We start from the raw sequence: 19,041 nt of genomic DNA, 5'->3' as shown, positions 1-19,041 counted from the left end.
CCTCTCGGCCGGGCGCGGCCAAGAGGGTCTTTGAGATTAAAATGGCTGTAAACTTGCGGTGCGATAGGGCTAATATTGAACCCCTGACGTATAGCGGTTGGTCGCATTCCACAGGAGGTACTCGTCTACGCCGCTGTCATGCAGCGCTTTGATCTGAGCCTGCACTTCCGTCGCGCCGTATTTGATGTAATGCCCGCTGCCAAGCCAGCTGGCCGTGAAGTCCTGGATCCAGGGGCGAATGACGGGCTTGGCGTCCGCGAGGGGCGCAAGCTTTTTTGTTCGTATCGACCATCGCGCCTTTGATCGTGGCGTACGGCGCTTTGTCCGGATCCTTCTGCTTGAACCAGCCGGTGCTGTAGTGGCTCGGGTAGATCATCGGGCTGATGACGTCGACGTTCGACGAGATCTTGCCGAAGTCCTGGCCGATGCCCTCTGCGGCGGGCACGGAGGCGGCATACCCGAAGATATCGACCGATACGCGAACGCCAAGCGGTTCGAGTTGTTCCTTGGCGTATTTCACGAAGCCGGATACCACATCCGTGCGGGATTCGTCCGTTTTCGTGAACTTGAGGCTGTCCGCCTTTTTCTCGAAGCCTTCGGGGAACCGCACGTAGTCGAACTGGATCTCCTTGAAGCCGAGCTTGGCCGCTTCCTTTGCGACGGCGATATTGTAGTCCCACACTTCTTTTCGGTACGGATTGACGAAGCTGTCCTTTTTTCCGTTTTGCCACACGGTCCCGTTCGCCGTGACGAACGACAGCTCGGGATGCTTTTTCGCCAGCACCGAATCTTTGAAAACGACGATCCGGGCGATCGGATACACCTCGTGTTTCTTGAGCGTATCCATCAGGGCGCCGATATCCTTGATGAACCGCATCGGCGTACCGAGCTTCTGCAGTTCCGGATTGTCGGTCTTGTACGTGATGTAGCCGAGGTCGTCCTTGATATCGATCACCATGGCGTTCAACGCCGTTTTGTCGAGCAGGTCGAGCAAGGTCGACATTCGTTCGCCTCCTGCGCTATAGGCAGTGACGTACACGCCTTTTACCTTGGGTGCGTCGGGCTGCGGATCCGTATGCGGTACGTCCGCTTTTCCTCCGCTTGAGCCGCCGTTCGCGGGCGTCGGCGAAGGTTTAGGCGTCGGCGATGCGACGGAGCCCCCGCTTGCCTGCGATTTTTCCAAATTGCTCCATGCCACTTGCCACAAATGGCCCAAGATGTTTCCGCTTTCCGGCTTTTGCTGCGGTTGTCCCCATGCCGATTGGAGAAGCAGCATCAGCGTCAACAATACATTCATTTCACTCTCTCCCCGCTTGCTCTTCCCAACTGTAACCCGATTATAAACGAGTTCAAACAGTGGATACAGAGGTATTTTGTAGAATATTATCCTTTCGCGAAGAGGACTGCGGAACTAGATACGAGGCGGGCCTAAGATTGGGGCTGGATGATTGTGTCAACGGTTCGCCATCGCCTGCATATAGTGGTATGATCTAATGGTATGCTTCCGTCGCGCATCGTATAGCTGCGGGGCCGGCGGCTAATTTTGCCACGTCGCCTGCCTGTTTGGGATCGGGAATTCGCGTTAAAATAAAGATCTCGTTCCTCCTTCCGCGGATCGCTTAGGTCGGAGGTCGGAGCAATTGTAGCGCTTGCAAAAGGACGGCCTGCCGGAGCGCTTGACCCTCAGGGCCGATAGCTGGAGTTTGAAGGCCGTTTTGTGTTATAATGATCTGTATATTTTTTTGGCAGAGCCGTTAGTTGATGGACCGGCACCGTTAGTTGATGGCCCCATAACAGAAGGAGTATGAAACTAATTTGAGTAAATTTACGGATTTTGGTTTGGAAAGTGATGTCCTGCAAGCAATTTCCCAGCTCGGATACGAAGACGCTACGCCGATTCAGAGCCAGGCGATCCCTGTAGCCCTCAGCGGCCGCGACATGATCGGCCAGGCGCAGACGGGGACGGGCAAGACGGCCGCCTTCGGCATTCCGCTGGTCAGCAAGATCCAAGCTACCGAAGACCGCATCGTGACGTTGGTCATGACGCCGACGCGCGAACTCGCTATTCAGGTGGCCGAAGAGATCGAAAAACTCGGCCGATTCAAGGGACTTCGTTCCCTCGCGATCTACGGCGGCCAAGATATCGGACGCCAGATTCGCGGCCTGAGACGCAAACCACAGATTATTATCGGCACGCCGGGCCGTTTGCTTGACCATATCAACCGCAAGACGATCAAGCTGGAGGACGTTCAGACAGTCGTTCTTGACGAAGCCGACGAAATGCTCGACATGGGCTTTATGGAAGACATCCAATCGATTCTGAGCCTTGTACCGGCCGAGCGCCAGACGCTGCTCTTCTCCGCCACGATGCCTGCCAACATTCAGAGACTGGCCCAGCAGTTCCTTCGCACGCCCGAACATATCTCGGTTATTCCGAAGACGTCTACGACGGCCAGCTCCATCCAGCAATTTTATGTCGAAGTACAAGAGCGCATGAAGTTCGACGCGCTGTGCCGCTTGCTCGACATGGAACCGCCGGAGCTCGCGATCGTATTCGGACGCACGAAGCGCCGCGTAGCCGAGCTGTCCGAAGCGCTCATGAAGCGCGGATACGCCGCAGACGGCCTGCATGGCGACCTGTCGCAGAACCAGCGCGACGCGGTTATGCGCAAGTTCCGCGACGGCAGCATCGCCGTTCTGGTCGCGACGGACGTCGCGGCGCGCGGTCTCGACGTTTCCGGCGTCACGCACGTCATTAACTTCGACTTGCCGCAGGATCCGGAGAGCTATACGCACCGTATCGGCCGTACCGGCCGCGCGGGCAAGGAAGGCACGTCTTGGTCGTTCGTAACGTATCGCGAAATGGAGCACCTGCATTTCATCGAGCGCGTTACGCGCTTCCGCATCGCGAAGAAGGCGCTGCCGACCGTCGCCGAGGCGGTAGAAGGCAAGCAGCGCGTCATCGCCGACCGGCTCATCGAAGCCGTGAGCGCGGAGGACGCGGACCTCGATTCCTTCAAGGGCATCGCGACCGAATTGCTCGAGCGTCACGATTCCGTCGAATTGCTGTCCGCGGCCATCAAGCTCCTCGCCGGAGACAAGAACGACGTGGCCGTTGAGCTCACGCCTGAAGATCCGATTCGCTCGAAGAAGCGCAAATTCGGCGATCGCGGCGGAAGCGGCGGCGGTTACGGCGGTCAACGTCGCAGCGGTTATGGCAGCGGCGGACAAAGCGGCGGCGGCTACAGAGGCGGCAGCAGCAGCGGCGGTGGCTATAGAGGCGGCAGCGGCGGCGGTTATAGCGGCGGCCAAGGCGGCCGCAGCGGCGGCGGCAGCAGCAGCTACGGCAACCGCAAGCCTTACAGCGGCGATTCCCGGCGCGAGGACAGCTTCCGCGACGGCGGCCGTCAAGGCGGCGGACGCCGCGAAGATTCGCGCGGCAGCCGGAGCGAGGATTTCGTTAATATCTAACACCCGATTTATTTGAAGGGCAAGGTGCGCGGGCGGTGCGATCCGCATGCGCACCTTGCCGTATATCAGGAGGCGTGTCTCATGGAAATGCGCGGCATGATGGGCGGGTTTTACAAGATTTCCGAATGGATCATGCGCCTGTCCGTTACCAATGTGCTATGGGTGCTGACCTCGCTGCCGGTATGGTTCTTCCTCGTTTTCGGCGTCTTGAGAGCGTCTACAACGGACGAGCTGGTCGCCATGCTCATTCCGATGGCCGTGCTGATGCCTTTCACCTGGTTTCCGTCGACATCGGCCATGTTTTCCGTCGCCCGCAAATGGGTGATGGGAGACACGGACGTTCCGCTGCTTAAGACCTTTTTCCGCAGCTACAAGCAGAATTATCTGCAGGCGATGCTGGGCGGGGTGCTGTATTCGCTGCTGTTCGTGATCCTGATCGTCGACTATCAGGTGTATTTGAAAAAATTCGAAAATCTTGGCGTGTTGTCGATCCTGTTCCTCGCGCTGATGGTGCTTCTTCTCGTTTCGTTGTTCCAATTTTTCTCGCTGCTGTCGCATTTCCACATGAAGACGGTTCAACTGCTCAAGAATGCCGTCGTCCTGACGATCGGCAAGCCGCTGAGATCGCTTTCCACGGCGGTCGGCAGCGCTGTCATCGTTTTTATCAGCTTCAAGTACACGTTTTTAATTCCGTTTTTCATGGGTAGCCTCATCGCCGTTTTCGCCTTTTACAACTTTTATCTGACCATTCAGAAGATGCAGGCGATGGCGAACAAAGAAGAGGATCCGCTTCCGATCGAGGAATCGCCTACCCGTGACGAGGACATGCCCAAGGTTTAGCTCCGGAAGAGCGGTCCCAATTGGTTAATGAACCCAACAGGCGTGTTGACGTTTACTTTTCTCGGCGGCCTGTATATAATGGGTATCAATCCTGCCTTGCACGTTACGGCGACACATGTTTTGAACCAATGCTGTTTCCTAGGGAGCTCAACATCGCCCTGCGGATGACACGCCCCCGAAAGGGGTAGTCAGCATGCAGCGCTGCGGGCACCCACCTGCGAGAGCGGGTTCAGAAACAAGCGCGTCGGACGGCAAAGGCGGGTTTTCCGTTATTTGGCTTTAAACCCCGGGACGGGCATGGTATGATTAGCTTTAGCGCAGGTCACCCGGAGGGAGAGAGTGGAATTTGCTGAAGAGAGTACTCGTCGGATTAATACGCAGCCAAGAACACACTGGCGACAAGGCGAAGGATCCGAAGCTGAAATCCCATTACTACCGATTGTCGAAGGACAGGGCGTTCGAGGAAGTCGCTTCCGTCCTGAAGAAAATGCAGGGCTATAAGGTGCTGCACGAGGTGCCGAATATCGGAGAGCTTGTGCTTGAAAAGCGAACGATGGCCGGACGCACGATGGACATTACCATTCAGATCGTAGGCACGGGCCCAGGCAACTCCGCCGTGGACATTTATTCCGCTTCCCGAGGATCGCTTGGCGATCTCGGCGCCAACTACCGCGTGATCCAGGAGATTTACGGCGTCCTGGACAAGAAGCTATCCAATTACAAAAATTGAGGTTTTTCAAATATAGATCGAGACGCAACTCGAAGAAGCGAGGTATAGGCTGGGGCCTTGCCTCGCTTCTGTATGTCGTATGCGAATTGGCGCTTGCAGACTAGAGCAGCGCGCGAACGGCGGCTACGGCGGCGTCGTAGTCCGGATGCTCGGTCATTTCCTTGAGCACTTCGACATATACGATCTTGTCGCTGGCGTCCAGCACGAAGATCGAACGCATGTCGAGGGCGAATTCCTTGATAAGGACGCCGTAGGCCTTGCCGAAGCTGTTGTCCTTGTAGTCCGACAGCAGGACGACGCGGTCGATGCCTGCAGCGCCGCACCAGCGGGCCTGAGCGAACGGAAGATCGGCGCTGACGGTCAGCACCTGGACTTGTTCGCCAAGTTTGGCTGCTTCTTCGTTGAATCTTCTCGTTTGGGCGTCGCATACGCCTGTGTCGATGGAGGGGACGACGCTGATCAGCTTGATTTTACCCGCATAATCTTTGAGGGATACGGCCTCGACGAGGCTCTTGCTCAATTGAAAGTCAGGCGCCTGATCGCCGGCTTGAAGCTCGGGACCGATCAGCGTGATGGGATTGCCTTTGAAAGTTGCTGCTTGATTCCGTTCTTGACTCATGAAAAGTAGGCCTCCTTCGGCGAATGGACTTGACGTAACCCATTATAAATGTCGGAATTGCCGTTGTCCAATGATGAATGGCGGCCAGACGAAGGAGTGATGACCTTTGATTTTTATCCGTTACGAAAGCTTGAGGCAATATCTGCGATTGTATCCCGTCAATTCGGCGATCATTGCCGCAAATCTGGTCATGTTCATCATCATGCTGTTCAACGGCGATCCTACGCGCAGCGATACGCTGGTTAAATACGGCGCGCTAACGAACGTTCCGGGGTATGACCAGAATTGGCGATTCGTTACATCTCTTTTTTTGCATGCCGGTCTTGCTCATCTTGCGATGAACATGTTTGCGATTTTCGTTTTCGCGGCTCCTTTGGAGCGGTTGTTCGGACATGCGAAATACGCGTTTTTTTATTTGATCGCCGGCGTACTCGGTAATGTGTTCGCTGCGGCACTTTCAAAGCCGGAGTGGATCGCGGTAGGGGCTTCGACGTCCATTTACGCCTTGTATGGGGCGTACTTATTCATCGTCATTTTCCAAAGGTACGCGCTTGACCAAGGTTCCAGGTCTACGATTCTCGGCATTCTCGTCGTCGGACTCGTGATGTCCTTTATCATCCCGGGCATCGGCTATTGGGCGCACGTGGGCGGACTTCTGGCCGGGTTCATTTTGTACGGTTTGATGGGCAGCCGGTTTTTGAATCGATAAGGCATAGGGAAGGAGCTCTAATCGTGGAGCTTAGGCAATTGCAATACTTTATCCAGGTCGCGCGCCTGCAGCATGTGACCAAGGCGTCGGAGGAACTCCACGTGGCGCAGTCGGCCGTGAGCCGCCAAATTCACCGGTTGGAAGAGGAGCTCGGCGTGCGGCTGTTCATGCAGCGGGGGCGCAACGTTCAGCTGACGCCGGTCGGGCAGCTGTTCCTGAAGCGCGTGCAAGGGGTGCTGCAGGACCTGGATCGCGCAGTAAACGAGATCCACGAGTTTATGGATCCGGAGCTGGGGGGAGATCAGGCTGGGGTTCCCGCACAGTCTCGGTACGCAGCTCATTCCGCAGGTGATCGCCTGCTTCCGCAAGCTGCACCCCGGCGTCAAGTTCAGATTCCGGCAAGGCATGTATCCTTCCCTCATCCGCGACGTCGTGGAAGGAGAGATCGATCTGGCCTTCATCTCGCCGTTCCCCCGAGCGGCACGAGCAGGTGACCGGAGAAGTCGTTCTGACGGAGGATTTGTATGCGATTTTGCCCCAGAGCCATCCGCTGGCCGGGGAGGAGTCGATCCATCTGGCCGAGCTGAAGGACGATACGTTCGTTTTGTTCAGCAACGGATACTCTCTGCGGCCGCTCGTATGGGATGCTTGCCGGCTCGCGGGTTTCGTGCCGACGATCGGCTTCGAGGGAGAGGAGACCGATACGATACGCGGATTGGTCGCCGCGGGCATGGGCGTGAGCTTGCTCCCGGAGATGGCGCTCTATCAGACGGGGACGATGATGCCGGCGGTCGTGAAGGTCCGAGAGCCTCAAGTCACGCGAACGATCGGTTTGATCAGACGTTCGGGCGAGAAGCCGCAGGCGGTGGTCAAGCTGTTTCACGCCTTCTTGGTCGATTATTTCAGCGCGCATTACAAGCCGATTTGAATCTGGAGACAAAAGGAAAAGGACCGGGCGCAATCCCGGTCCTTTTCCTTTTTGCGATTCAAGTACTCATTTTGGCTCAAGCGGATCAGTCGCGGCTGCTCGTGTAGATCAGTACGAGACGAATCAGCTCGAGGAGCGACATGAGCGCTGCCGCCACGTAGGTCAGCGCAGCTGCGTTCAATACTTTGCCGACGCCGCGTTCTTCGTCTCTTGCGATAAATCCTTCGGCGACCATCACCTGGCGCGCCCGGTTGCTCGCATTGAACTCGACCGGCAGCGTCACCAGCTGGAAGGCGACCGCGGCGGAGAAGAAGATGACGCCGAGTCCGATCAGGTTCGTAGCGGCAAAGATGATGCCGGCGATGAACAGGAAAGGCGCGAGGCCCGACGCGAAGCGAACGATCGGAAACATCCGGTGGCGCAGCACGAGCGCCGGATAATGCTGCTGATGCTGGATGGCATGGCCGACCTCGTGGCAGGCGACGGATACGGCGGCGATGGAGCTCTCGTAGTATACCGGCTCCGACAGCCGAACGACCCGATGGACGGGGTCGTAGTGATCCGAGAGCGTGCCTTGCACCGGCTCGATCGGCACGTCGTGAAGTCCGTTGCGGTCGAGCATCCGGCGGGCCGCTTCGTAGCCGGTCAGGCCGGTGGACGTGCGGACTTCGGACCATTTGTTGAACGTGCCTTTGACGCGGAACTGCGCCCACAGAGACAGAAGAAATGCGGGAATGATCAAGACGTACATCCAATTGGCGTTCATATGCATCGACCTCCGTGGCGTAAATTCTGAATTGAAGCGTACGACCCGAGGCTACATAAAATTTCCCTTGTTCAGAAGAAGAAGAAGCGCTTCGATGACCGCGGCGGTCTGCGGCGTGATCGTCTTGAAGAGGCGCTTGGCTTGACCCGGCTTCAACTGCTCGAGCACCGGTTCGAGCTCCTTCACTTCCCGCTCCAGTTGAGAGAGGTGGCTCGACAGGTCGGCAATTTTGCGGTTCACCTGTTCGCTGGGCGATACGCGGCTTAAGGCCGTGAACATCTCCTTGATCTCTTCGAGGGAATACTTTTGAGCCTTCAATTGTTCAATACGTTTGATTCGGTCGAGCGTTTCATCATTATATAAGCGGTAATTGCCGTCCGAGCGCTTGGTGGCGGAGAGCAGGCCGAGGCCGGTATAGTAGTCGATGGTTCGCGGGCTGACGCCGGACAATCGGGACAGTTCTCCGATCCGGTACAAATGGCGAGGCGGTTCCGCGGCTCCGTGTCGCATGAGCTTATCCCCTTCCTGAAGATCGTTATGGGTTTATCATAACCAATCCCAAACCGTACAGTCAAACGTTATGCTTGTGACGAATTTATGCAACTCTGCTTGGAATGAATCCCTTTGATAGGAATCGTGACATCGAACTTGGTTTCCTCGCCTATTTTATGAACAGTCAACAAAACACCTCATGTAAGGTTATAGCAGCGTTCATTCACGGATTAGACGTTATAATCCCGCTTATTTCTGAACATTCGGCTTCTATTAGAGAGTATATGTCAGATATATTGAGGAAAGTCCGAACTTTTATTCGATTTTCTTATTGTCAAATCGGGATCTTCTAACTATAATGACATTAAGGCTTTCTTAAAATGTTATGAAACATTACATGTCGGGGAGTGGTCGTATTGTTGAAGAAGAGTTTGCTCGGTCTGGGCGCATTGCTGCTGTTGTTCCCAACGATGGCATTCGCGGCGGACGGTGATCCGTCTGCGGCGACGCTGAATATGGGGCTTAACGCACTGTGGATTCTAGTCGCCGCGATTTTAGTTCTGCTCATGCAAGGCGGCTTTATCCTGCTCGAGACCGGCTCCACGCGCATGAAAAATGCCGGTCACGTGGCGGGCAAAACGATCTTTACGGTAGGCCTCGCTTCTCTGGTATACTGGGCGGTAGGTTACGGCATCACGTTCGGCGGCGACGCGAGCGAGAGCCTCAACAAGTTCATGGGCATCGGCAACTTTTTCTTCGATCCGTCGATTGTGGCGGGTGAAGGCGACGCTTATCCTTCGACGATCTACTTCGTGTTCCAACTGGCATTCGCTGCGGTCTCGCTCTCGATCGCATGGGGCGGCTTCGCGGAGCGCGCCAAGCTGTCCGTGTACCTCATCTTTACGATCGTATTCGCTGCAGTCATCTATCCGATCATCGCCCACTGGATCTGGGGCGGCGGCTGGCTGGCCGCAGACGGCGCGCAGGACTACGCCGGATCCACCGTCGTTCACTTGACCGGCGCGATGGCCGCGTTTGCCGCGACCATCCTGCTCAAGCCTCGGATCGGCAAGTTCAACAAAGACGGCTCCGCTAATGAAATTCTCGGTCACAACCAAGTATTTACGTCCCTCTCCGTATTGCTGCTGTGGGTCGGCTGGTTCGGCTTTAACGCAGGCAGCGCGGTATCCGTGGGCGAAGGTTTCTTCGGTTACGTCGCCTTCACGACCCAATTGGGCGCGGCCGGCGGCGCCGTATCGGCACTGTTGATCTCCTGGCTGGTCAAGGGCAAAGCCGACATCCCGACGATGTTGAACGGCGCGCTGGCAGGCCTGGTCGCCATCACCGCTTCTTGCGCGTTCGTTGAACCGTGGGCGGCAGTCGTCATCGGTCTTATCGCAGGCGTCCTTGTCTTCGTCAGCGCTCAGTTCTTCGAAAAAGATTCGCGTCGACGATCCGATCTCCGCGATGTCCGTGCATGGCGCGGCAGGCGTATGGGGTACGCTGGCCAACGGCCTGTTCGCGACCCAGAAGCTCGTCGACCAAGTCGGCGTCGGCAAGGCCGGACTGTTCTACGGCGGCGGCGGCGAACAGCTGTGGGTGCAGTTCCTTTCCGTCGTCGTATGCGGCGCCTTCGCATTCGCTGTATCGTTTGTCGTCCTCTGGGTCATCAAGCAAGTGAGCGGACTTCGCGTCACTGAAGAGCAAGAGATCATCGGTCTCGACCTGAGCGAGCACGGCACTTACGGTTATCCGGAAGCGCTGAAGCGCGCCGGCACGAACACGACGTCCCTCTGATCGACGTTACATTAATCTTAGCATCGGCGTCCCGACAGGAGGTAGGACCGCATTGTCCCAGATGGACTTGGCACAGCGGTTGCTTGAAATAAACGGCGCGGGCACGCTGCAACAATTGCGGACGATCCGGGAGGAAGTGCAGGAGCGCGTCAGCGCGCTCCTGCGCGAAGAGTACCGGGTCGTCCCGATCGTCGAAGCGCTGAACGAGCTGCACGACGCTTTGATCCGCCGGGTATTGACGCTGGCGGAGCAGGATACGGCACGGATGGGGCTTGTCGCCCCGCCCGTGCCGTATGCCTATTTTTTATTCGGCAGCGGCGGGCGGGGAGAGCAAACGCTAGCGAGCGATCAAGACAGCGGACTCGTCTATGGCGACTGCGCCAATCCCGACGAGGCCGAGCTTGCAGCTGCTTACTTCGGCGCGCTCGGCTCCCGGATCGTCGCATCGTTGTTCGAGATCGGTTATCCGCCTTGCGAAGGCAACGTCATCGTATCGAATCCCGAATGGTGCCTCCCGATCTCGGCTTGGGAGGAAAAGGTAGACCGCTGGTTCGCGGAGCCTAGCTGGGAAAACGTTCGATACCTGCTTATTCTGGCGGATGCGCGGTTGTTGGCCGGCGACGCCGAGCTTGGCCGCAGATGGAAAGGCCGCTATATCGGCGATATGATGTCGCATGCCGACATTGCGAGGCGCATGCTCGAAAATACGCTTCGGCATAAAGTGCTGATTGGCGTGTTCGGTCAGCTTTTCGTGGAGCACTACGGGGAAAATGCGGGAAGCCTTGACGTTAAGTACGGCGCCTACATCCCGATGGTCAATATTTTTCGCCTGCTCGCCATGCGAGCCGATATTCCCGCGACGAGTACGCTCGGACGCATTCAAGCGCTCAGGGAGATTGGCGCGCTTAGCGGCGACAAGGCCGACGAGGCAGCCTGGGCATTTGAGGTCGTCCTACGTCTGCGGCTGCTCGCCTCGGATCGGGACGACAGCGGGCAGTGGGCGGGCAGCGGGAAGCTGAGATCCGCCGTGTTAGATAGGGAAGAGAAAGCTCCGCTCAAGAAGGCGCTGCGCATTTGCAGGCGGCTGCAGCGTCAGTTGGAGAAGGAGATGCAACGCCGCTTCGGCGGGAGGTGAACGGCATGAAGGAGCCCAAGAGTCCGATGGGCCGCATGTGGCATTTATACAAGACGGGCGGCATCACGCCGGCGATCGCTTCGATGCTGGGTTCTTCCAATGCGCAGCAGATGGCGTTCATCCGGCAGGTGTCGCGCGACCAACGCAAAGAATCCGCGCTCGATACGCCGTTGTCCGAGATGGAAGCTGTCGTATTCGATCTGGAGACGACCGGCTTCAATCCTTACAACGGCGACGAGATCCTGTCCGTGGGCGGGGTCTTGATCAAGGGGGGCGAGCTGGAGGCGGCCGAGCCGTTCTATCGACTCGTGAACCCGCGCCGGAAAGTTCCGCCGCATATTACCGAATTGACCGGGATCACGGACGCGATGGCGCAAGAGGCTCCCGATCTGATGCAGGGGCTACACGATTTTCTCGATTTCATCGGGAAACGGGTGTTAATCGCTCACGGCAGCGGTCACGACAAGCAGTTCTTAAATGCCGCCTTGTGGAAGACGTCCAAGGTGAATCTGTCCCATCGCGTGGTCGACACGATGATGGTCGCCAAATGGCTGGAGCCCCGGCGCAAAAGCTACGGACTCGACGAGCTTCTCGAATCTTACGGCATCGAGATCACCTATCGCCATCATGCGCTCCACGACTCGTTGATGACGGCCAAGCTTTGGTTTGCGTTCCTCGAGCTGATCCAGGCCAAGCAGGTGTCGACGCTCGGAGATCTTTACGCTTACCTGAGCAGGCATTAACGCAACGACAGCCGAAGCTCTACCCATGTACCGTCGTCGTTGGTCTTGTATGCGCGGACGGCCTCGGAAGGATGGAAACCGATGATAAGATGGCATCCGAAGCCGTCCCATCCGCGGAGATCCCTGTCGCTCGGAGCCGGCGGGCTGGCCGGATGAGAGTGGAAAAAGCCGACGACTTCCCGTCGGCTTTTTTTGCGCTGCGAAAGCGGCGGCGATCCAAGCGCACGGTTCGAAGGCGAAGGAGGCTAGGGGGTCTGCGGCAGCGTTCGGGATAAATAAAGCATCGGATACCGCCAAGACGGCAGCGTCCGATGCCCCGAGCAGAACGCCGCAGGCTTCGAGCGGAAGAGCCTCGCGACAGCCTTCGATGAGGGTGTGCAGCAGCTGTTCGGTCATTTGAACTTCGGGCGAATGGCGCATCCGGCTTCAACCTTTCTCTAGGGACACAATTATAATCAGTATGGGCCAGTCACTGGGCGGTTGCAATGCCGGAAGCCGAGGGATAGCGAGAAAGCGCCGAATCCGGTAAGATGGAAGAAGCGACCTAGGCAAAGCGAGGAGAAGGAATTGAAGCGTAACGTTATCATTGTCGTCATTTTTATCGTGGCGATCGCCGGCGTATTGGTCTATAATCTGGCAGGAAACGGAAAGGGCGCGCGCGAGGCGAATAGCGGCTCGGCGGTGTCTGAAAACGGCGGTTCGCCAACGAAGGAGGCGCCCACGGTCGGATCGTTAGCGCCTGCGCTAGAGCTGTCGTCCTTGGACGATAGCACGACCTATGCGCTAGATCCGAAGGCGCCGCAAGACAAAGTGCTGGTCATCAACTTTTGGGCTTCTTGGTGCGGGCCTTGCGATGTCGAGGCGCCTGATCTGGTGAAGCTCTACGAGGAATACAAGGGAAAAATCGAATTGTACGGCGTCAACGCGACCAAATACGATACGGTCAGAGGCGCCAAGGATTTTGTCAAAGAAAAGGCGATTCCTTTCCCTGTGCTCATGGACAAAGACGGCAAGGTAGGGGATGCATATAAAGTGTTCTCGTACCCGATTAGTTTTATCGTGGATCGCCATGGCATCGTCAGGCAACGTATCGAAGGCGCGAAAAGCCTGAAGGAATGGAAGACGCTGATCGACGAGGCAATGAAGGACGCGGCATAAGTCGTAACCATCGTACGCGACGCGAGAGAGCGCCCCTCAGGCCAATGGCCTGAGGGGCGCTCTCTTGCATACAATGGGGGAATATCAGTGGTTGATTAGGCCGAGCGCCTCTCGCGGCGCTTCGGGTGCGAAGTCGCTCTGCGCCATGCCAAGCAGCGCGTATCGGATGCTGTCGATGAGCGCTTCCCAGCTCGCTTCGATGACGTTGGAGGAGACGCCGACCGTGCTCCAGCTGTCCTTGAAGTCGGTCGATTCGATAAGCACGCGGACCTTCGCGGCCGTCGTTTCCTTTTCGTCGAGCACCCGGACCTTGTAATCGGACAGGTGGATCTCCCGAATGCCGGGGAAGTACTGGGAGAGCGCTTTGCGAAGCGCGTTGTCCAGCGCGTTGACCGGGCCGTTGCCTTCGGCGGCCGTGTACACCTGCTGGCCGCCTACATTCAGCTTGACGATCGCTTCGGTCTGCGTGCCGCCCGCCTTGGATTTTTCGACGAGAATCTTGAACGACTCGACGGAGAACACATCGACGATATCGGTGTAGGCCTCGCGAAGCAGCAGCTCCAGGGAGGCGTCGGCGCCTTCGAATTGATAGCCCTCGTGTTCAAGCTGCTTGATCCGTTCGATCACGCCTTTAGCCTTGGCGCTGTCCGTCGTCACGTCGAGCCCCATGTCCTGGGCTTTGGACAGGATGTTGCTCTGCCCGGCGAGCTCGGAGACGAGCACGCGCTGTTTGTTGCCGACGAGCTCTGGCGCGATATGCTCGTAGGTCTTCGAATCCTTCAGGATCGCAGATACGTGGATGCCGCCCTTATGGGCGAACGCTGCCGTGCCGACATAAGGCTGATTGACGGGGAGCATCACATTGGCGATCTCGCCCACGTAGCGCGCTACGGACGTCAAGGAGCGAAGCTGCTCGTCGGAGACGACCGGGTATCCGAGCTTGAGCTGCAGCGTCGGGATAATCGAACAGAGGTTGGCGTTGCCGCAGCGCTCGCCGTAGCCGTTGATCGTCCCTTGGATCTGGCGCGCGCCGGCGGCGACGGCGGCCAGCGTGTTGGCGACGGCAAGCTCGCAGTCGTTGTGCGTGTGGATGCCGATCGGCGCTTTGACCTGGGTCGTGACGCTGGACACGATCTCGGAGATCTCGCTCGGCAGCGTACCCCCATTCGTGTCGCACAGCACGATCCAGTCGGCGCCGGCTTCGCGGGCGCGCGTCAGCGCGGCCAATGCGTATTCGGGATTCGCCTTGTATCCGTCGAAGAAATGCTCCGAATCGAAAATCGCTTCGAGTCCGTGACGCTTCAGAAAAGCGATCGACTCGCCGATCATCGCCAGGTTCTCCTCAAGCGTCGTCTGCAGTGCCGTATGGACGTGGAAGTCCCAGGTCTTGCCGACCAGCGTCGCCGCCTTCGCGCCGGATTCGATCAGATTGCGCAGATTCCCGTCCTGCTCGCAGGAGCTGTTCTTGCGGCGCGTGCTGCCGAACGCCGTGATCTTGGCGTTAAGGTTAAGCTCGCGGGCGCGCTTGAAAAATTCGATGTCTTTGCTGTTGCTGCCGGGATTGCCGCCTTCAATATAGTGAATGCCCAGCGCGTCAAGCTTCAGGGCGATCTTGAGCTTATCCTCGGCGGTCAGGCTGATGCCTTCTCCCTGGGTGCCGTCGCGAAGCGTCGTATCGAAAATGCTGATGGATTGGGTCATGGATGAAGGTACCTCCCAAGAACGTGAATAGCCAGTCGGCGAATATTCTAATTATTATAACATGCGCCGGATCAATTGTAGAGGGAGGAATGCCGGCCGGACCGGGCTGCCGGGTGACCGCGGAGGCTTCGCGTATTATAATGTAAGAAGCCAAAAACGCGCGAGGAGAATGAGCGAGATGGATGGCGGGGTCCGCGAAAAGCGCGGTAGAATCATTTTGCATATGGACATGAACGCCTTTTACTGCTCGGTCCATGCGGCGGAACGACCCGATCTTTATAAAGGAAAGCCGACGGCCGTAGCGGGCAGCGTGGAGTTGCGCAAGGGGATCGTCGTCACGAGCTCCTACGAAGCGAGGGCCAAAGGCGTCAAAACGGGAATGACGGTCAGGCAGGCGGAACGGGTATGCCCCGAACTGATCCTGATCTCGCCGGACTTCGATCTTTACAGGCAATATTCCCGCGGCTTCAGACGCATCGCGGGCGCCTACACGCCGCAAATCGAATCCGTGTCGATCGACGAGTGCTTCCTCGATATTACCGGCAGCTCCCAATTCGGCACCGCGATCGAGATCGCGGAAGAGATCCGCCGAAGGGTGAAGGAGGAGCTCGGATTGCCGTGCTCCATCGGCATCGGACCGAACAAGCTGCTCGCCAAGATGGGCTCCGACATGCGCAAGCCAGACGCGGTCACCGTCGTGCGGCGGCGGGACGTGCCCATGCTGCTGTGGGGGGAAGCCCTGCCAAACGTTGTATGGAATCGGCGGCAAAACCGCGGAGAAGCTATTGAGGATGAACATTACCACGATCGGCGAGCTGGCCGCCGCCGACGAGAAGCTGCTGAAGGACAAATTCGGCGTCTACGGCGCTTGGATGAAGCGGGCCGCGCACGGGCTGGACGATGCTCCCGTCGAACCGGTCCGGGAGGCGGCCAAGTCGGTCGGTCATACGACGACGCTCCCGGCCGATCTGACCAAGCGCGAGGAGTTCCGCCGCGTCCTGCTGAATCTGGCGGATCAGACCGCGCGGCGGCTCAGGCGGGAAGGCATGATGTGCAAGGCCGTCCAGATCACGATCCGCGATCCGGACATGAAGACGATCACGCGCTCCCATACGGTCGACGTGCCGACCGAGAGCGCCGAGGACGTGTACAAGGTGGCCTGCAAGCTCATGGACGCGAACTGGCGCGAAGGAGAGCCTGTCCGTCTGCTCGGCATCACGCTGCAGAGCCTGTCCCCGAAGACCGAGACGCCTGTCCAGCTGGACCTTTTCGAATACGAGGAAACGCCGCGAAAAGAGCAGCTCGTCTCCGTGCTCGACCGGCTTCGGGATAAATTCGGCGAGAGCGCGGTGCTCACGGCCGGCATGCTGACCAATGATCCGTCAGCCTTGATTCGCAACAAGAAGATCAGGGGAACTTCCCTTCAGACCGATTTTTTGCGCGAGAAGGGAGACGGCGAATAATCCCGCTATAAGCCGGGGCTATAGCCCGGTATTCCTTATTTTTATTTGAAAGTCGCGGTCTTTTGTATTATATTTGGATTTAACCGGCGAACGTTTCCGCGTATTGCAGGCGGGATTGACTTTTTTAGGAGGCTTATCATATTATGGCTAAATTTACGTATGTCGATAAAGACACTTGTATCGCGTGCGGCGCATGCGGCGCCACTGCACCCGATATTTACGATTATGACGACGAAGGCCTGGCGGAGGTCATCTATAAGGGCGACGCCAACCGCGGCACGACCGAGATTCCAGAAGAATTGTACGACGATCTCCAAGACGCCTCCGACGGCTGCCCGACGGATTCGATTCAAATCGCCGACGAACCGTTTAATATGTAGTTCGCGATGGCTTTCGCGAATCGACGACATCGGCCTTCCCGACTGCCGCCAGGCTAGGGAAGGTTTTTTTGCGACCTTTTTTTGACAAAATTTGAACAATCTCGCGCCGGATTCAAGTATACTAGCTATGAAACGCCGATCGAACCGCAAAGGGCAGGGGAACCCGTGAGAGAGAAAATCAAAAAGATTGGCCATCGTGATGAACGTACTGCTGCTGATCGCTCTATTTTTCGCGCATAGCGAGCGATGGCTCGGCCGTCTCGACAACATGCTTTACGACTACAATATGAAGCAAGCCGCGGGCCAGCCGCCCAAGGATATCGTCGTCGTCGCGATCGACAACGATTCGCTGGCGGAGCTTGGCCGTTTTCCGTGGGATCGTGCCGTCTATGCGCCGTTCCTCGACATGCTGAACCAGCCGGGCAGCGAACCGAAGGCGATCGGCTTCGATATTACGTTCAACGAAGAGACGAACGCGGATAGCGATCAGGCGTTCGCGGACGCGCTCGCCGCTTACGACAATGTCATTCTGCCCGTCATCGGGGATACGGAGGGCGACGTGTTCGGCGAGACCGTGGCAAGGCCCGATTCCCTGCTCAAGGCCTATCGAATAGACGGTCCGCTGCCTCAGTTCGCCGAGCACGTCAAGCTGGCGAACATCAACCGGGTCGCGAGCCCCGACGGCGTCATCCGCCAGACGTGGCTCAAGATTCAGGACGAGGACGGTACTGTTTATCCGTCGCTCGCCTACATGGCGGCCGACATGGCCGGCGCGGACTTGTCCGATTACGACGGGATGACGGATCCCGGCAAAATTTTCGAAAAAAACAACGCGGTCGCCAAAAACACGATCACGATCGATTACCAGCTGAACACGGAGGACGTCACGACCGTATCGTTCAGCCGGGTGCTGAACGGCGAGATCGATCCGAGCGTCTTCAAGGATTCGGTCGTGCTGGTCGGCTTCACCGCAGTCGGCTTGTCCGACGACTCGGGACAGGACAGCGGGACGACGCCGATCGAAAAGAAGATGCAGCTCGTCTACGTACACGCCAATATCGTCAACCAGCTGCTTAGCGGCACGTCGGTAGGCTACGCGCCGGCTTGGACGATCTGGCTGGGCGGACTCGTCCTATTCCTCCTGTTTATCCTGCTGCCATGGCGCCTCAAAAACATCTACTCGATCCTGCTGTATCTTGCGGCGGCGTCCGGGCTAGTCTATGGCCAGATGCTCATGTACAACGCCTATAAGATTCAGATCGGCGTCGCGGATACGATCCTCGCGGTTACGCTCGCCTACCTGACCAACGTGTCGCTCAAGTCGTATCTAGAGAGCGCGCAGAAGCACTTCGTCACGCGCCAATTCGGCCGCTACATATCGCCCGACCTCGTCAAGCAGATCGTCTCCCAGGATATCGACATCAAGCTCGGGGGGGACTCGAAGACGATCACCGTCCTGTTCCTGGACATCCGGGGGGTTCACGCCGCTGTCCGAGAAACTGTCGCCCCCCGAGCTGGTCGATACGCTGAACACGATGTTCAATATGATCACGGAGACGACCCTCGCCAACAGGGGCACGATCGACAAGTTCATCGGGGACGCGGCCATGATCCTTTTCAACGCGCCGCTTGACGTCGAAGACCACGAACGGCTCGCCGTGAAGACGGCCTTCGAGATTCAACAGGGAATGAACGAGATCAGGCGGACGATCCGGGAAAAGTACGGCTGCGAAGTCAACGTGGGCATCGGCGTTCATACGGGCACCGTCGTCGTGGGCAATATCGGCTCTTACTTGCGCGTCGACTATACGGCGATCGGAGACAACGTGAACATCGCGGCGCGGATTGAATCGCAGACGAAGCCCGGGCAAATCATGGTGTCCGACGCCGTATACGCCAAGACAGCCGCTTATTTCCGGTTCGACGAAGGCGAGGATCGTATGTTCAAAGGCAAGTCGCTGCCGATCCGCGTCTACGAGCTGCTTGGCGTCGCCGGCGAGCCTGCTGCGGCGATTGCTGCGCCGAAGGCCGATCAGACCGCGATTTAGAGACTTTTGTCGGATTTTCCCGGGATTAAGCTTCTATAAAATAGTAGTTAACGAGTCACTA

14 protein-coding genes, 1 other RNA gene and 5 pseudogenes are annotated in these 19,041 nt (G+C 57.6%); 14 read left to right on the top strand and 6 right to left on the bottom strand.

Annotated features, from left to right (window positions below; genetic code table 11):
- Positions 1 to 69: 69 nt before the first annotated feature.
- Positions 70 to 1,297 (bottom strand): annotated as a pseudogene (locus OMP38_RS04115) (putative glycoside hydrolase).
- A 518-nt stretch (positions 1,298 to 1,815) separates the two neighbouring features.
- Here OMP38_RS04115 and cshA point away from each other — a divergent pair.
- The 4 genes from cshA to OMP38_RS04095 all read left to right on the top strand — a co-directional run bounded on the left by cshA (position 1,816) and on the right by OMP38_RS04095 (position 5,041).
- Positions 1,816 to 3,471 (top strand): degradosome RNA helicase CshA, encoded by a 1,656-nt coding sequence (gene cshA, locus OMP38_RS04110; RefSeq protein WP_277563994.1) that lies wholly within the window; start codon positions 1,816 to 1,818, stop codon positions 3,469 to 3,471.
- Between the two features lie 81 nt (positions 3,472 to 3,552).
- Positions 3,553 to 4,311: a YesL family protein gene (locus tag OMP38_RS04105; protein ID WP_090115645.1), complete on the top strand. Its 759-nt coding sequence runs from the start codon at positions 3,553 to 3,555 to the stop codon at positions 4,309 to 4,311.
- An 85-nt stretch (positions 4,312 to 4,396) separates the two neighbouring features.
- Positions 4,397 to 4,579: non-coding RNA, 6S RNA (ssrS, locus tag OMP38_RS04100), on the top strand.
- A gap of 78 nt (positions 4,580 to 4,657) precedes the next feature.
- Complete coding sequence (locus OMP38_RS04095) at positions 4,658 to 5,041, top strand: DUF1499 domain-containing protein (RefSeq protein WP_277563993.1); 384 nt, start codon at positions 4,658 to 4,660, stop codon at positions 5,039 to 5,041.
- A 100-nt stretch (positions 5,042 to 5,141) separates the two neighbouring features.
- On the opposite strand, the gene tpx is transcribed toward OMP38_RS04095, so the two are convergent.
- On the bottom strand, positions 5,142 to 5,660 hold the full coding sequence (gene tpx / locus OMP38_RS04090) for a thiol peroxidase (protein WP_277563992.1): 519 nt from the start codon (positions 5,658 to 5,660) through the stop codon (positions 5,142 to 5,144).
- Between the two features lie 106 nt (positions 5,661 to 5,766).
- Here tpx and OMP38_RS04085 point away from each other — a divergent pair, with 106 nt between their 5' ends.
- Entirely contained in the window at positions 5,767 to 6,369 is a 603-nt protein-coding gene (locus tag OMP38_RS04085; protein ID WP_277563991.1) for a rhomboid family intramembrane serine protease, read from the top strand.
- 23 nt (positions 6,370 to 6,392) lie between these two features.
- Positions 6,393 to 7,297, top strand: a pseudogene (gltC, locus tag OMP38_RS04080) (glutamate biosynthesis transcriptional regulator GltC).
- An 85-nt stretch (positions 7,298 to 7,382) separates the two neighbouring features.
- Here gltC and OMP38_RS04075 read toward each other — a convergent pair.
- Together OMP38_RS04075 and OMP38_RS04070 are read right to left on the bottom strand one after the other, a co-directional pair.
- Positions 7,383 to 8,063: a zinc metallopeptidase gene (locus tag OMP38_RS04075; protein WP_090115650.1), complete on the bottom strand. Its 681-nt coding sequence runs from the start codon at positions 8,061 to 8,063 to the stop codon at positions 7,383 to 7,385.
- 51 nt (positions 8,064 to 8,114) lie between these two features.
- On the bottom strand, positions 8,115 to 8,573 hold the full coding sequence (locus OMP38_RS04070) for a MerR family transcriptional regulator (RefSeq protein WP_090115651.1): 459 nt from the start codon (positions 8,571 to 8,573) through the stop codon (positions 8,115 to 8,117).
- Between the two features lie 452 nt (positions 8,574 to 9,025).
- Here OMP38_RS04070 and OMP38_RS04065 point away from each other — a divergent pair.
- From OMP38_RS04065 to OMP38_RS04055, 3 genes and pseudogenes are all read left to right on the top strand, one after another.
- A pseudogene (locus tag OMP38_RS04065) lies at positions 9,026 to 10,352 on the top strand (ammonium transporter).
- Positions 10,353 to 10,413: 61 nt separating this feature from the next.
- The gene (locus OMP38_RS04060) at positions 10,414 to 11,487 is read left to right on the top strand and encodes a DUF294 nucleotidyltransferase-like domain-containing protein (RefSeq protein ID WP_277565162.1); all 1,074 of its coding nucleotides are present in this window, start codon (positions 10,414 to 10,416) and stop codon (positions 11,485 to 11,487) included.
- Positions 11,488 to 11,492: 5 nt separating this feature from the next.
- Positions 11,493 to 12,230: an exonuclease domain-containing protein gene (locus OMP38_RS04055; protein WP_277563990.1), complete on the top strand. Its 738-nt coding sequence runs from the start codon at positions 11,493 to 11,495 to the stop codon at positions 12,228 to 12,230.
- On the opposite strand, the pseudogene OMP38_RS35565 reads toward OMP38_RS04055, so the two are convergent.
- A pseudogene (locus OMP38_RS35565) lies at positions 12,227 to 12,418 on the bottom strand (Mov34/MPN/PAD-1 family protein); the annotation flags it as partial. The gene OMP38_RS04055 and the pseudogene OMP38_RS35565 sit on opposite strands and share 4 nt — an antisense overlap.
- A gap of 379 nt (positions 12,419 to 12,797) precedes the next feature.
- On the opposite strand from OMP38_RS35565, the gene OMP38_RS04050 reads away from it, so the two are divergent.
- The gene (locus tag OMP38_RS04050) at positions 12,798 to 13,388 is read left to right on the top strand and encodes a TlpA family protein disulfide reductase (RefSeq protein ID WP_277563989.1); all 591 of its coding nucleotides are present in this window, start codon (positions 12,798 to 12,800) and stop codon (positions 13,386 to 13,388) included.
- Positions 13,389 to 13,472: 84 nt separating this feature from the next.
- Here the strand turns inward: OMP38_RS04050 and cimA are convergent, their stop codons facing one another.
- Positions 13,473 to 15,089 carry a citramalate synthase gene (gene cimA, locus OMP38_RS04045; RefSeq protein WP_277563988.1) on the bottom strand — a complete coding sequence of 539 codons (1,617 nt, stop codon included), beginning with the start codon at positions 15,087 to 15,089 and terminating at the stop codon, positions 13,473 to 13,475.
- Positions 15,090 to 15,267: 178 nt separating this feature from the next.
- Between cimA and OMP38_RS04040 the strand changes: the two are divergent.
- From OMP38_RS04040 to OMP38_RS04025, 4 genes and pseudogenes are all read left to right on the top strand, one after another.
- A pseudogene (locus OMP38_RS04040) lies at positions 15,268 to 16,552 on the top strand (DNA polymerase IV).
- A 143-nt stretch (positions 16,553 to 16,695) separates the two neighbouring features.
- Positions 16,696 to 16,932 carry a ferredoxin gene (locus OMP38_RS04035; RefSeq protein ID WP_090115658.1) on the top strand — a complete coding sequence of 79 codons (237 nt, stop codon included), beginning with the start codon at positions 16,696 to 16,698 and terminating at the stop codon, positions 16,930 to 16,932.
- A 199-nt stretch (positions 16,933 to 17,131) separates the two neighbouring features.
- Positions 17,132 to 18,565: a CHASE2 domain-containing protein gene (locus OMP38_RS04030; RefSeq protein ID WP_277565161.1), complete on the top strand. Its 1,434-nt coding sequence runs from the start codon at positions 17,132 to 17,134 to the stop codon at positions 18,563 to 18,565.
- Positions 18,468 to 18,980 (top strand): adenylate/guanylate cyclase domain-containing protein, encoded by a 513-nt coding sequence (locus tag OMP38_RS04025; RefSeq protein ID WP_277563987.1) that lies wholly within the window; start codon positions 18,468 to 18,470, stop codon positions 18,978 to 18,980. Before OMP38_RS04030 ends, OMP38_RS04025 begins: the two co-directional genes overlap by 98 nt.
- Positions 18,981 to 19,041 lie beyond the last annotated feature (61 nt).

Origin of the sequence: Cohnella ginsengisoli, from assembly GCF_029525555.1 — a bacterium.
Lineage (GTDB): Bacteria > Bacillota > Bacilli > Paenibacillales > Paenibacillaceae > Cohnella > Cohnella ginsengisoli.
Note: the sequence above shows the minus strand (reverse complement) of the source record. Positions and strands in the feature narration are given on the sequence as shown.